Origin of the sequence: Janthinobacterium sp. (assembly GCF_031995485.1) — a bacterium.
GTDB lineage: Bacteria > Pseudomonadota > Gammaproteobacteria > Burkholderiales > Burkholderiaceae_D > Janthinobacterium.
Map to the genome: position 1 here is coordinate 16,196 of NZ_DAMAGB010000064.1, position 13,914 is coordinate 30,109.

9 protein-coding genes are annotated in these 13,914 nt (G+C 64.8%); 4 read left to right on the forward strand and 5 right to left on the reverse strand.

The genetic code is table 11. The features are described 5' to 3' along the window. The first annotated feature begins 81 nt into the window (after positions 1-81). Positions 82-495, forward strand: a complete 414-nt coding sequence (locus RTQ46_RS25205) for a NirD/YgiW/YdeI family stress tolerance protein (protein ID WP_312440339.1) — start codon at positions 82-84, stop codon at positions 493-495. Here the strand turns inward: RTQ46_RS25205 and RTQ46_RS25210 are convergent. Both RTQ46_RS25210 and RTQ46_RS25215 read right to left on the reverse strand, forming a co-directional pair. After that, complete coding sequence (locus RTQ46_RS25210; protein WP_312440340.1) at positions 492-1,361, reverse strand: MurR/RpiR family transcriptional regulator; 870 nt, start codon at positions 1,359-1,361, stop codon at positions 492-494. The two genes, RTQ46_RS25205 and RTQ46_RS25210, sit on opposite strands and share 4 nt — an antisense overlap. A gap of 44 nt (positions 1,362-1,405) precedes the next feature. Then, positions 1,406-1,699, reverse strand: coding sequence for a hypothetical protein (locus RTQ46_RS25215; RefSeq protein WP_312440341.1), 294 nt, complete (start codon positions 1,697-1,699; stop codon positions 1,406-1,408). A 217-nt stretch (positions 1,700-1,916) separates the two neighbouring features. Between RTQ46_RS25215 and RTQ46_RS25220 the strand changes: the two genes are divergently transcribed. Further along, entirely contained in the window at positions 1,917-2,354 is a 438-nt protein-coding gene (locus tag RTQ46_RS25220) for a hypothetical protein (RefSeq protein ID WP_312440342.1), read from the forward strand. Positions 2,355-2,360: 6 nt separating this feature from the next. On the opposite strand, the gene RTQ46_RS25225 is transcribed toward RTQ46_RS25220, so the two are convergent. From RTQ46_RS25225 to cphA (RTQ46_RS25235), 3 genes are all read right to left on the reverse strand, one after another. Further along, positions 2,361-5,588 (reverse strand): EAL domain-containing protein, encoded by a 3,228-nt coding sequence (locus tag RTQ46_RS25225; protein WP_312440343.1) that lies wholly within the window; start codon positions 5,586-5,588, stop codon positions 2,361-2,363. A gap of 179 nt (positions 5,589-5,767) precedes the next feature. Continuing rightward, positions 5,768-8,338: a cyanophycin synthetase gene (cphA, locus tag RTQ46_RS25230; protein ID WP_312440344.1), complete on the reverse strand. Its 2,571-nt coding sequence runs from the start codon at positions 8,336-8,338 to the stop codon at positions 5,768-5,770. A gap of 56 nt (positions 8,339-8,394) precedes the next feature. Then, entirely contained in the window at positions 8,395-10,572 is a 2,178-nt protein-coding gene (gene cphA / locus RTQ46_RS25235) for a cyanophycin synthetase (RefSeq protein ID WP_312440345.1), read from the reverse strand. 480 nt (positions 10,573-11,052) lie between these two features. On the opposite strand from cphA (RTQ46_RS25235), the gene RTQ46_RS25240 reads away from it, so the two are divergent. After that, entirely contained in the window at positions 11,053-13,326 is a 2,274-nt protein-coding gene (locus tag RTQ46_RS25240) for an ABC transporter ATP-binding protein (RefSeq protein WP_312440346.1), read from the forward strand. A gap of 2 nt (positions 13,327-13,328) precedes the next feature. After that, positions 13,329-13,799: a DUF1854 domain-containing protein gene (locus tag RTQ46_RS25245; RefSeq protein ID WP_312440347.1), complete on the forward strand. Its 471-nt coding sequence runs from the start codon at positions 13,329-13,331 to the stop codon at positions 13,797-13,799. The last annotated feature ends 115 nt before the right edge of the window (positions 13,800-13,914 follow it).

Consider the following 13,914-nt stretch of genomic DNA (forward strand, 5'->3'; position numbering starts at 1 on the left):
GATACGGTTAATGTCGTCCCGGTGTAATGCGTTTGTGCCTGCAGCGACAGGCAGATCGATTACCAACCAAGAGGACCGACCATGAAAACATTGCTGAACATCTCCTGCATCACCGCCCTGTTTGCCGCTTCCGCGTTTGCCGCCGCCCAGCCTTCAGCCTACACGGGGCCGTCAGACAAGGCCGCGGCCGCCGCGCCTGCCGGCTATGCTGGACCATCGAGCGTGGCGCTGATGACGGCCAAGGACGTGCTGGCCAAAGCCAAGGACGACCAGTACGTCAAGGTAAAAGGCAAGCTGACCAGCCACAAGGGCGGCGAGGAATATGAATTTACCGATGCCAGCGGCAAGATGACGGTCGAGATCGACGCCAAGCGGTTCCCGCAGGGCGTGAAGATCGATCACACGACGCTGGTGGAGCTGACCGGTGAATTTGACAAGGAAACTTTTGGCGAGTCGACGCTTGACGTCAAGCAGATCAAGGTCGTGACGAACTAGGGCGCGTAGGCACCCAGTTCACGCAACTGGGTTTCGGCCGCGCCGATGGCCTCGACGGCTGGCGGCCCGGCGCGCGCCACCAGCAGTTCGGCCAGGCTTTCGACAACGGCAATCCCGGCCACGATGGACGGGAAGAACGACGGGCTGTCGACGGCGATCACGATGCTGGCATCCGCTTGCAGGGCCAGTGGCGACATGGCGCTGTCGCTGATGGCCACCAAGAGGCAGCCGGCCTGGCGCGCGCTGTTTGCCACCAGCAGCGCTTCGCTCGAATACGGCGCAAAGCTGGCCACCAGTACCGCTTCGCCTGCCTGCAAGGCGCGCAAGTCCATCTCCAGCGTGCCGCCCTGGCCGCTCAGCAGCTGCACGCTGGGGCGCAGCAGCCGGTACAGATAATGAAACGTGTAGGCGATGGGATGGGCCGCGCGAAAGCCGGCCACATGCACGCGGCTGGCCGTTGCCAGCATGCCGGCGGCCGCCTGCAGCGCGGCGTGGCTGGCGCTTTCGGTGGTAGCCAGGTTGCGCTGCTGTACCGCAAACACCTCGCTGACCAGTTCCGTGCTCTTTCCGGCCAGCGCGCCGGCTTTTGCCGCATAGCCGGCCGGCCCGCCGCGCAAGCGCTCGACGAAAATGCTTTTCAATTCGGGCCAGCCGGCAAAGCCCAGCTGCTGCGCCAGCCGCACCAGCGCGCTCGACTGCACTTTGGCGCGCGTGGCGATGCTGCGCATCGAGGATACGGCCACGTCGTCGGGATGGTCGACCAGGTAGCGCGCGCCGGCCTGGAATTGCGGGCTCAGCTGCGCATAGCATGCGTGAATATCGGCGATCAATGCCGCGTGCTTGTCGTGGATGGTGCTTGCCTGCATCGCCGTGCCTGAAGAAAGTTGGTGGGGCGATGGTACAGGATAGCTCAGCGTCCGGGTAGCGCCGCGCCCAGGGTGGCGTAGCCGACGGCGCTGGCGCGTGGCCGCAGGCGCGCAAACTGGTGCGGGGCGGGCGTGCGGCGTTGCGGACCCGTGGCCAGCACGCGCAGGGCGGTAGCCAGCGGCACGTCGTGGCAATGCAGGAACAGCGCGGCGGCGCCGGTGCCGGCCATTTCCTGCAGCGCCAGCGCATGCTCGACCAGCGCCGCCGTGCGCATGTCCAGCCGCGCCGGAATATCGGGCTGGAATAACTGCTGAGGAACTTGCCGCGCGCTGCCCATGCTGGTCTCCGCCTGGTATCGATAAGAACGACCAGCATAAAAGCGCGCGGGCAGATTGCTTTGAGTTATATCAAGCCCGGCAGTAAAAACATTCTTTTAGGAAAATTTCAGAAATAGCGAAAATAAGTTTGTATTTTTCGGGACGGGTTTCGTTAGTCAGGTAATGCCGCGGCGCCGCTGCCGGCATCCCTCCACTGATCAACTGAAAGGACACACCATGTCGACCTCCACCCCCGTTACCGAATTCCTGCTCGGCCACCTGCGCGAAGAAGGCTACCAGGCCAATCTGGACAGCGATGGCGATATCGCCTTCCGCTTCGAAGGCATGAACTACGCGCTGTGCTTTGATGAAGACGATGAGCAGTTCGGCAAGCTGATTTTGCCCAATGTCTGGTCGATCGACTCGCCCGAGGAACTGCGGCGCGTGCTGGCCGCGCTCGATGAAGTGAACCGCCGCATCAAGCTGGTGAAAGGGCATGCGGTGCGCGGCCAGGTGTGGTTCTGCATCGAGATGCTGCTGGTCGACCAGCGCCACTGGGCCCAATTCGTGTCACGCGGCATGCGCGCCATCTCGCATGCCGCCTCGATGTTTGCCGCCGAGATGCGCGCCAGCGCGGCGACGGCAACTGCCATCGCCAACGCGGGCGGAAACTAGCCTGGCCTAGGCGCAGGCGGGCAGCGGCTGGCCTGCCTGCGCGGCCTGGTTTCTCCATGCCGCCAGCTGCGCCGGCGGCATCGGGCGCGCAAAATAAAAGCCCTGCAATTCGTCGCAGCCGGCCTGGCGCAGCACCTCGGCGTCGGCCGCGCTCTCCACCCCTTCGGCCGCGCTCTCCACCCCTTCGGCCGTGACGGACAGGCCCAGCGTGTGGCCGAGGCCGATAATGGCCTTGGTGACCGCCAGGTTCTGTGGCGAATTGTGGATGTTCTGCACAAAACTCATGTCGATCTTGAGCTTGTCGAGCGGAAAGCGGCACAGGTAGTTGAGACTCGAATAGCCGGTGCCGAAGTCGTCGATCGACAGCGCAAACCCCAGCGCCTTGATGGCCAGCAGGGTGGCGATCATCTCGTCGACATCGTCCATCAGGATCGATTCGGTCAGCTCGAATTCGATCTGGCCCGGTGCGACGGGAAATTCGGCCAGCACGTCGCGCAGGGTGGCCAGCAGGCCGCCGTTTTTCAGCTGCACCGCCGACAGGTTGATCGAGACGGCGATGGTACCCAGGCCCGCGTCGCGCCAGGCCAGGTGCTGGCGGCACGCTTCGCGTATCACCCAGGCGCCGATCGGCACGATCAGGCCCGATTCCTCGGCCACGGGAATGAAGCTGTCGGGCGCGATCAGCCCCCGTTGCGGATGGTTCCAGCGGATCAGGCCTTCCACGCCGTGCGGCAGGCCGCTCCTGGTGCCGATGCGCGGCTGGTAGTGCAGCACCAGCTGCTGGCGCTCGATGGCGTGGCGCAGATCGCTTTCCAGGTGCAGCTGCTGCAGTTGCTGGTCCTGCATCTGCGGCGAGAACATGCGCGCATGGTCGCGCCCGCCGCTCTTGGCCTGGTACATGGCGGCGTCGGCGTGGCGCATCAGCGTGTCGAGATCGTCGCCATGGTCCGGATACACGGCCACCCCCACGCTGCACGATACATACAGTTCGCTGCCGGCCAGCTGGTGCGGCGCGCGCATGGCCGGGATCAGCCGCGTTTCGAGCAGGCGGCCGATCGCCTCGACATCGTCGAGGCCATTGAGGATGACGACGAATTCGTCGCCGCCCAAGCGGCTGACGGTGTCGCCCTCGCGCACCAGCTGCAGCAGGCGCGAGGACACCGATTGCAGCAGCGCGTCGCCCACATGGTGGCCCAGCGCGTCGTTGACGTTCTTGAAGCGGTCCAGGTCGATGAACAGCACGCCGACCTTTTCGCCATTGCGGCGCGCCTGCGCAATCGCCGCCGCCAGCCGCACATTCGACACGTGGCGGTTGGCCAGGCCCGTCAGCGCGTCGTGATGCGCCATGTGTTCGATCTGGCGCTCGCTGGCCTTGCGCTCGCTGATGTCGAGCGAGCTGGCGATGAAATGGGTGGTGACGCCGTCAAGGTCGCGCACCGCGTTCATTACCAGCCAGGCCGGATAGCTTTCCAGCGATTTGCGCTGGATCGAGATTTCGCCCTGCCAGTAGCCGCGCCGCGCCAGCGTGTGGCGCAGGTTGTCGATCTGCTCGGCGCTGTTGTCGGGCGCCAGCAAAAAGGCGGGACGCTTGCCGATCAGGTCGACCATGTCGTACAGCGAGTGGCGGCGGAAGGCCTGGTTGACGGTGATGATGCGCATGTTCGCGTCCATCACGATCAGGCTTTCGGCCGATGCTTCGAATACCTTGGCCCACAGCTCCAGGCGCGACTCCATCTGCTTCATCTTGTTAATCGGCGTGAAGGTCGACAGCACGGCGCGCTGCCCCTGGTAGGTGATCAGGCGCGCCGAAATCAATGCCCAGGTGGGGGCGTCGCCGCTGTGCCACAGCACCTCGAACTCATCGACCGCGCCCAGGTCGCTCAGGCGCTGGAAGAAGCGCGAGCGGGCCTGCGACGTCATGCCGCGGCTCCATGGATCGAGCTCCAGTCCCTGCTGCCACGCATGTGCGGCCTGGTTGGCGTGCAGTACCTGGTGGTGCGGGATCGAGGTGACCATCAGCGGAATCGGAATCGCGTCGACCAGCTGGCGCTGCGCGTCGGCGGCGCTGGCGCGCGCCACCAGTTCCTGCTGCTCCACGCGCTGGAAATCGAGCTGCTGCAGCATGGTGTTGAAGGCGCCCACCAGGCGGCCGATTTCGTCCACGCCGTGCCAGTCGGCGCGCAGGCTATGGTCGCCCGTTTCGCGCACTTCCTGCGCCACGCGCGCCAGGCGGCGGATCGGCAGCGCGATCTGGCGCGCGACGAAAAATACGAGTCCGAGGATCATCGCCAGCAGCAGCACGGCCGTGCCCAGGTGCAGCCACATGCGCGTGAAGAAGCCGTCCACGCGCAGCTGGATCAGGCGCTGCAGTTCGCCTTCGGCGTCTTTCCACGCCAGTTGCAGGCTCGATACCGCCGCCGCATCGCGCAGCAGCAGCTCCTGGCGACCGCCCGGATTGGCCTCGGCGCCGGCCAGCGCCTGGGTGCTGGCGCGGAACTGCGCGATCGCTTCGCGCAGGGCGGTGCGCGAGCCTTCCAGGTGCTGGCGCAGCAGCGGCGGGCTCGCTTCGAACGCTTCCGTGTAGTCGCTGCCGATGCCACGCATGGTGGCGTCCATGCGGCCTTCGAGGATCAGGAACTGGGTCTGCATGCGCTGGCGCTGCGCGCCTTCGGCGGTGGCCAGGTTCAGGGCCAGCTCGCGCATGCTGTTGATCACTTCGAGCAGTTCGGGAAAGCGCAGGATCACCAGCGACATGGTGTAGTAGCTGTCCAGGTCCGGGTCGAGGATCAGGTTCGACTGGTTGCCCACGCGCGTGAGCAGTTCGCGCCCGGCAATAAACACCGGCGAGGGGGCGGTGCTGTCGACGGTTGGTGTCGACGCGGGCGTCATGTCCGGTGCGGTGGCGGGGCGCAGCAGCAGGCTGGAAAATTCGGCAGCCAGTTCGGCGCTTCGCATGCCGCCGCCCAGTTCAGTTTCGGCACGGCCGATGGCCGCTGCCGCAGCGGCGCCCTGGCCTTCGGCGCCGGTGCGGGTGAGCGGCAGCAGGGCGTCGCGGATCACGGCGATGTACTGGTTGCCGGCCATTTCCTTGCGCGAAAAATCGATGGCGATATATTTTTCGTTGATCAGGATGCCGGAGATAAAGATGACGGCGGACAGGTCGAGCAGGTAGATCAGGGCCAGCTTGCGCCCCACCGTCAGCTTGCCGATAAACCGCGAGATTTTGCCTACCATGCCTGCACCGCCTTGTCGTCAACCGATATTATGGTTTCCTATATGCAATTTTCATGCCTGAAATTACACGATTCCGGAGGCGACAGGCGGGGGCGGCGCACCGTGCCGGTGCGCTGGGGCAGGGCGAAAAAAAAGGCGGCGCACCAGCGCCGCCTCTTCATGGACGTGAGCGTGAGCGATCAGGCTTCGGCTACCCGTTTGGCGATATGCGCCAGCGCTTCTTCCACCTGGTCGATCAGGATCAGGCACAAGTCGCCTTCTCCCAGGCGCGCCAGCGCCGTGTCAATGGCGATGAATTCGCCGTTGATTTCATCGATATGGCTGGTGCGCTTGGCGCCCGTCAGGCCCTGGCGCAGCAGGGCCACCACTTCGCCGTCGGCGCGGCCGCGCTGGCATTGATCCTGGTACAGCAGCACGTCGTCGAACGCGGCGCCGAGGATTTCCGTCTGCTGGCGGATATCCTCGTCGCGCCTGTCGCCGGCGCCGCTGATCACCACCGAGCGGCGCCTGGCCGGCATGCTTTCCACCGCCTGCACCAGCGCCAAAATGGCGTCCGGGTTATGGCCATAGTCGGCGATCAATGTCGCGCCCTTGTAGTCGAACACATTGAAGCGGCCCGGCGCATTGTCGTTCTCGTTGGCGAACGATTTCAGGCCCGCGCGGATCGCGTCCCACTCCAGGCCGACGGCCCAGGCGGCAGCCACCGACGCCATCGTGTTTTCAACCTGGAAGCCGATCGCGCCATTGCGCGTGATCGGCACTTGCGACAGCGCGATTTCATGGCGCTCGGTGCCTTGCGCCGCCACCAGCTTGCCGTCTTCCACGTAGACCACGCGGTTGCCCTGCGCGCGGTGCGTGGCCATCACGGGATGGGTCTTGTCGGCCGCAAAGAAGGTCACGCTGCCGCTGCAGTTTTTCGCCATGCGCGCCACCGCCGGATCGGTCGCGTTCAGCACTGCCACGCCGCTGTCGGACACGTTCTGCACGATCACGCGTTTCAGCACCGCCAGGTCTTCCACGGTGGTGATGTAGTTCAGGCCCAGGTGGTCGCCGGCGCCGATATTGGTCACCACGGCGACCTGGCAGCGGTCGAAGGCGAGGCCTTCGCGCAGCATGCCGCCGCGCGCCGTTTCGAACACGGCCGCGTCGACGTCAGGGTGCAGCAGCACGTTGCGCGCGCTGCGCGGGCCGCTGCAGTCGCCGCTGTCGATCTGGCGTCCTTCGATATACACGCCATCGGTATTGGTCATGCCGGTGCGCAGGCCCGACGCCGTCAGCAGGTGCGCGATCAGGCGCACGGTGGTGGTCTTGCCATTGGTGCCGGTGACGGCCACCACCGGAATGCGGCCGTCGTCGCCTTCGGCGAACATGGCGGCGATGATCGCCTCGCCGACCGGGCGCGGCTTGCCGAACGACGGCGCCAGGTGCATGCGCAGGCCCGGCGCGGCATTGACTTCAACGATGCCGGCGTTCTGTTCTTCCAGCGGTTTCAGGATGCTGTCCGAGACCACGTCGACGCCGCAGATATCGAGGCCGACCATGTGCGCGGCAGCCACGGCACGCGCCGCCACTTCCGGGTGCACGTCAACCGTGACGTCGGTGGCCGAGCCGCCGGTCGACAGGTTGGCGTTATTGCGCAGGATGACGCGCTGGCCCACCGGCGGGATCGAATCGGCCACAAAACCCTGCTTGGCCAGGCTCGCCAGGGCGATATCGTCAAAGCGGATTTTGGTCAGCGAGGTGGCGTGGCCGCTGCCGCGGCGCGGGTCGAGGTTGACCTGGTCGACCAGTTCGCGCACCGTGTGGCGGCCGTCGCCGACCACCTGCGGCGGATCGCGGCGCGCCGCTGCCACCATCTTGTTGCCGATCACCAGCAGGCGGAAATCGTGGCCGGGCAGGTAGCGCTCGACCAGGATATCGTCGCGGAATTCCTGCGCCGCGATAAAGCCGGCCGTCAGCTGTTCGCGCGTGGTGACGTTGACAGTGACGCCCTTGCCCTGGTTGCCGTCCTTTGGCTTGACCACCACCGGCAGGCCAATTTCGCAGGCGGCGGCCCAGGCGTCGTCGGCGTCGATCACCACGCGGCCCTGCGGCACCGGCACGCCGGCCGAGTCCAGCAGTTTCTTGGTCAGTTCCTTGTCCTGCGCAATGGCTTCGGCAATCGCGCTGGTGCCGTCCATTTCGGCGGCCTGGATCTTGCGCTGCTTGCTGCCCCAGCCGAAGGTGACCAGGCTGCCTTCGGTCAGGCGGCGAAACGGGATGTTGCGCGCCACGGCGGCGTTGACGATGGCGCCCGTCGAGGGGCCCAGGCGCACGTCTTCATCGAGTTCCTGCAGCTGCAGCAGGGCGCCGGCCAGGTCGAACGGCGCGTCGTCGAGCGCCGCCTGGCACAGTTGCTGCGCCAGTTCCAGGGCCAGGCGGCCGACCGCTTCTTCCGAGTATTCGACCACCACCTGGAAGATGCCCGTTTCCAGCGTCGGCGTGGTGCGGCTGAAGGTGACCGGGCAGCCGGCTTGCGCCTGCAGGCCCAGCGCCGCCAGTTCCAGCACCTGCGCCATCGGCGCGGCGTTGTAGTTGCCCAGCGGTTGCAGCGGGCTCAGATGCGGAAACAGGTTGCGCAGGCGCGCTTCGAATCCGGGCAGCTGGGCGATGTCGAGTTCCTGCGTGGTGCAGGAAACGATGGCTTCCACGGCGGTGTCGTGGCTCCAGAGATTGGGGCCACGCAGGGCCCGTACGCGAGATACTTCCATAATTAAACCGTATTCCTTGTGTTCTTGTGGGCCCGGCTTGCGCCGGGCTGGTACTGTCAGTTGCCGATACTGCCTGGCGCCGCGTCAAACGTGCGCAGTCCTGCGCAGATCAGGTCGGTGGACAGGTCCAGCGACCAGGCGGCGGCCACGGCGGCCAGCACGCTGTCGACATGGCCGGCGGTGGCCGGTTTCAGCAGGTCCAGGCACAGCAGCACGGTCTCATTGCCGCCGTCGGCCAGCACGATATGGTTGCCGCGCACAAAGGCAGCGCGCTTGCCGGCCGCCAGATGGGCCACGATGCCCGGCAGGCTGCCGTCCTGTGCGTACAGCGTTACGGCGCCATCGCACAGCCCGGCCATCTCCAGCACCTGCGGTTCGGCAGCATTCAGTACTGCAACGCCGGTCGGCAGCACCACGTCGACCTGGCTGCGCGCCGCCTTGAACAGGCCGGCGTCATCGAGTACGTCGAAATCCTTGACGCTGTCGAGGCTGCCCATGTCGGTGACGATGCCGATCTGGCAGCGGTCGTAGGCCAGGCCTTCGGCCAGGATCATGCGCGGATTGCTCTCGAACAGGGCAGTTTGCACGGTGCGGTTGAGCAGCAGGCGCTGGCCCGCTTCCCAGTTCACGCAGTTGCCGCTGACCACGCGGCGCTGGTCGAGGAACATGCCTTCGCCGCAGACGGCGCCCGTATGCAGGCCCGACAGATTGAGCAGCTTGCACAGCATGCGCACGATCAGGCTGGCGCCCTGCGTGCCGGTCACGCCGATCAGCGGAATGCGGCCGGTTTCTTCCGGGGCGAACAGATGATCGACAATCGCCGCGCCGACCGGGCGCGGCTGGCCCACGCCGGGCTTGATATGGGCCAGGAGGCCCGGGCTGGCATTGACTTCGATAATCGCGCCGCGCTGCTCTTCGAGCGGACGCGTGATGTCTTTGGTGACCAGGTCGATGCCGGCGATATCGAGGCCGACCACGCGCGCGGCCAGCAGCACCGCATGCGCCACCGATGGGTGCACATCGTCGGTGACGTCGATCGCCACGTTGCCGTTCGGCTGGATCAGCACTTTCTGGCCCGCCTGCGGCACCGACTGCGAGGTCATGCCCTGGCGCTGCAGTTCCAGCACGATTTCGCCCGACTCATGCGGCTTGACGGTGCCGAGCGGGAAATCTTCGCCTTCGCCGCGGCGCGGATCGGTATTGATCTGCGTGTCGACCAGCTGCTGCACGGTCGAGGTGCCATCGCCATCGACCCACAGCGATTCGCCCTTGGCGGCAGCCACCAGCTTGTTGCCGACCACCAGCAAACGGTGTTCGTCGCCGGTGATAAAGCTTTCGACAATCACGGCCGAGCTGTCGCCCTGGCGCGCGGCCAGTTCATAGGCGGCCTTGACATCGGACTCCGTCATCAGATTGAGCGACACGCCGCGGCCATGGTTGCCATCGTATGGTTTCACCACCACCGGCACGCCGATGTCCTGCGCTTCTTCCCAGGCCGCGTCGGCGCTGCGCACCAGGCTGCCTTCGGGTACGGGCACGCCGCAGGATTTCAGCAGGAACTTGGTCAGGTCCTTGTCGCTGGCGATGCCTTCGGCGATCGCGCTGGTGCGGTCGGTTTCGGCGGTCCAGATGCGGCGCTGTGCGGCGCCATGGCCCAGCTGCACCAGGTTGCCGTCGTTCAGGCGCAGCGACGGGATGCGGCGCTCGGTGGCGGCGTCGACGATGCTGGCCGTGCTCGGACCGAGGCAGCGCGAGTCGACCATGTCGCGCAGGGGCGCCAGCGCCAGCTCCAGGTCGAACGGGGTGTCGTTGATGGCCGCCATCAGCAGCGCGCGCCCCGCTTCCAGGGCGGCGCGGCCGACCTGCTCCTCGCGGGTGCGGAAGGCCATCTTGTAGACGCCGCGCTGGCTGGTCGAGCGCGTCTGGCCGAAGCCCGTGCGCATGCCAGCCAGGTTTTGCAGTTCCAGCACCACGTGCTCGAGGATGTGCGCCGACCACGTGCCTTCGCGCAGGCGCTCGAAAAAGCCGCCCCGTTCGCCCACGCCGCAGCGGTGCTCGATCATGCCGGGCAGTTGCGCGACCAGCCGGTCATACAGGCCGGGCAGGGTGTTGGAGGGGCAGTCTTCCAGTTCGCCGATATCGACCCAGGCCTCGATCACCGGACGGTAGGTCCAGATATTCGGGCCACGCAGGTGGGTGACGCGGAGAAATTCGATGTTCTTCTTCTTGATCATGTAAGTGGTTTCTTGATAACAAGCCAGGCGTCTGGGCGCCAGATACTTTATGGTGGCTCTACAGAGACTTTTCAGGCTCGTGCTTGGTTCTTTATCCCGGGTATGCGCAGTGTGCCACTTTTAGTGACCTCTTGTCGCGTTTGCTTCTACTATTCTGCTGGAGTTACGTTTCTAATTGTTACCAATACTTGCCTTGCCTGCCACTATTGACCGTCTTGCCCCGCAAATTGCTTCATTTTTGCAACGGCGCGTTGTTGTATACTTCATACCGGCGTTGCAAAAGCGCAGCATCCATCTGGACCTTCCTGATCAGTTTCATGATCCATACCTTACCTGCAGGCATCCATTCGATACAATACAGGAAATTGCCACTGGTATCTGCCAGCCGCCATCCGCCGCACAACCCCAGGACAGGCGCTTGCCCATCCCCCCAAATCCCGCCCTTGAAGGGCCAGGCCACGAGCCGGAGCATGCTTTACGATGACAACTGAACTGATAGTTCCTGCAACAACCACACCCCCGACCGCGCTGCCCGAACACTGGCTGGCGCAGGTCAACAGCAACCTGCTTACCGGAGAGAACGTTTTAAGTAGCGTGGAGGTTGACCTCGACGCGCGATTACGTTTCACAAAAGGCATAATTGTTGTCACCGAGAAGCGTCTGCTGGCGCGCGCGCCCGGCGAAACCGAGTGGAAGCACTGGTCGTACCGCCCCGGCCTGCGCCTGGCGCACCACGACCACGCCGGGGTCGGCCACCTGGAACTGTTCGATGACCACGGCCGCCTGGCCTCGTGGCGTTTTACCCTGGGCCAGAACCTGCATGCGATCCGCGTGCTGGAGCAATTTGTCGAACGCCTCGACAGCCACCTGACGGGCCAGCCGGTGCTGGTCGCCGAACAGGAAGTGTGCCCCAGCTGCAAGGCGCCGCTCGAACCGGAGCAGGAAGAGTGCCCGGTCTGCGCCAAGGTGCTGCACACGCCGCCATCGACCTGGACCCTGTTCCGCCTGTGGCGCTTCGCCCATCCGTACCGCGGCCAGCTGGCGCTCGGTTTCACGCTGATGCTGCTGTCCACGGCCGCGCACATGATCCCGCCGTACCTGACGGCGCCGCTGATGGACAATGTGCTGATCCCGTACCAGAACGGGCAGCAGATCGATCCATGGCTGGTGGTGTATTACATGGCCGGCCTGCTGGGCTCGGCCCTGCTGGCCTGGCTGCTGGGCTGGGGCAAGACCTATGTGCTGGCGCTGGTGTCCGAGCGCATGGGCGCCGACCTGCGTTCGGCCACCTACGAACATCTGATGAAACTGTCGCTGGAGTTTTTCGGCGGCAAGCGCACGGGCGACCTGATGTCGCGCATCGGCAGCGGCAGCGACCGCATCTGCGTGTTCCTCTCGCTGCACCTGCTCGACTTCGCCTCCGACGTCTTGATGATCATCATGACGGGCGCCATCCTGTGGTCGATGAACCCGTGGCTGGCCATCATGACGCTGGCGCCCTTGCCGTTCATCGCCTGGATGATCCACCTGGTGCGCGACCGTTTGCGCACCGGCTTTGAAAAGATCGACCGCGTGTGGAGCGAAGTGACCAACGTGCTGGCCGATACCATCCCCGGCATCCGCGTGGTGAAGGCATTTGCCCAGGAAAAACGCGAAGCGGCACGTTTTCGCGACGCCAATGCGCACAACCTGGCCGTCAACGACAAACTGAACAAGGTCTGGTCGCTGTTCTCGCCGACCGTTTCGTTCCTGACCGAAATGGGTTTGCTGGTGATCTGGTGCTTCGGCATCTGGCAATTGTCGCGCGGCGAAATCACGGTGGGGGTATTGACCGCGTTTATCGCCTACAGCACGCGCTTCTATGGCCGTCTCGATTCCATGAGCCGCATCGTGTCGGTGACGCAAAAATCGGCCTCGGCCGCCAAGCGCATCTTCGACATCCTCGACCATGTGTCGAGCGTGCCGGAACCGGCGCAGCCGGTGAAACTGGACAAGATCGAAGGGCGCATCGACCTGCGCGAAGTCGGTTTCCGCTACGGCAACCGGGCCGTGAATCGCGGCATCACCCTCAATATCAAGGCTGGCGAAATGATCGGCCTGGTCGGCCACAGCGGTTCGGGCAAGAGCACGCTGGTCAACCTGATCTGCCGTTTCTATGACGTGTCGGAAGGCGCGATCCTGCTCGACGGCGTCGATATCCGCTCGTTTGCCGTATCCGACTACCGCCGCAATATCGGCCTGGTGCTGCAGGAGCCGTTCCTGTTCTTCGGCACCATCGCCGAGAACATTGCCTACGGCAAGCCGCACGCCACGCGCAACGAGATCATCGCCGCCGCGCGCGCCGCGCATGCGCACGAATTCATCCTGCGCCTGCCGCAGGGCTACGACTCGATGGTGGGCGAACGGGGCCAGGGCCTGTCCGGCGGCGAACGCCAGCGCATCTCGATCGCGCGCGCGCTGCTGATCGATCCGCGCATCCTGATAATGGATGAGGCGACTTCGTCGGTGGACTCGGAAACGGAAAAAGAGATCCAGAAGGCGCTCGACAACCTGGTGCAGGGCCGCACCACCATCGCCATCGCGCACCGTTTGTCGACCCTGCAGCGGGCCGACCGCCTGGTGGTGCTCGACCGTGGCCAGGTGGTGGAGGTGGGCAGCCATGACGAACTGATGGCCAACGAGGGCGCCTATTACCGCCTGTATGAAGCGCAGGCGCGCAACGCCGCCGAGATGGTATTGGAAGACAAGGAATAAGCATGGCCGAGATTACTTTTACATTGAGCCGCAACCCGTACGGCAAGCTGTTGATGACGGCGGCGGACGGCCAGGTCACCGAGGGCGTGGCGCCGGTGCGCGCGTTTCCGATCCAGTCGCCCGACGAGGGCATCTCGCTGATGCAGGGCGACGGCAAGGAAGTGGCGTGGATCGAGCACCTGAACGACCTGCCGCCGGCCTCGCGCGCGCTGCTGGTCGAAGAGCTGGAAGGGCGCGAATTCATGCCCGAGATCGCCCGCGTGAAAAGCGTGTCCAGCTTTGCCACGCCGTGCACCTGGCAGGTTGATACGGATCGCGGCGAGACGCAGTTCGTGCTGAAGGGCGAAGAAGATATCCGCCGCATCGGTTCGGCCTCGCTGTTGATCTCGGACAGCCACGGAATACAATTTTTGATCCGTGACATGTTTACCATCGACAAGCACACCAGGAAGATACTGGATCGTTTCCTGTAAGGCCGGCCTCTGCCTTCAGGTCATCGACGAGCATGCCGTCCGGCGCAAACCGGGCGGCATTTTTTTGGCTATGTCAGCGAAAAAGGTTGAAACATTCTGACGTTGCTGGGGTCTA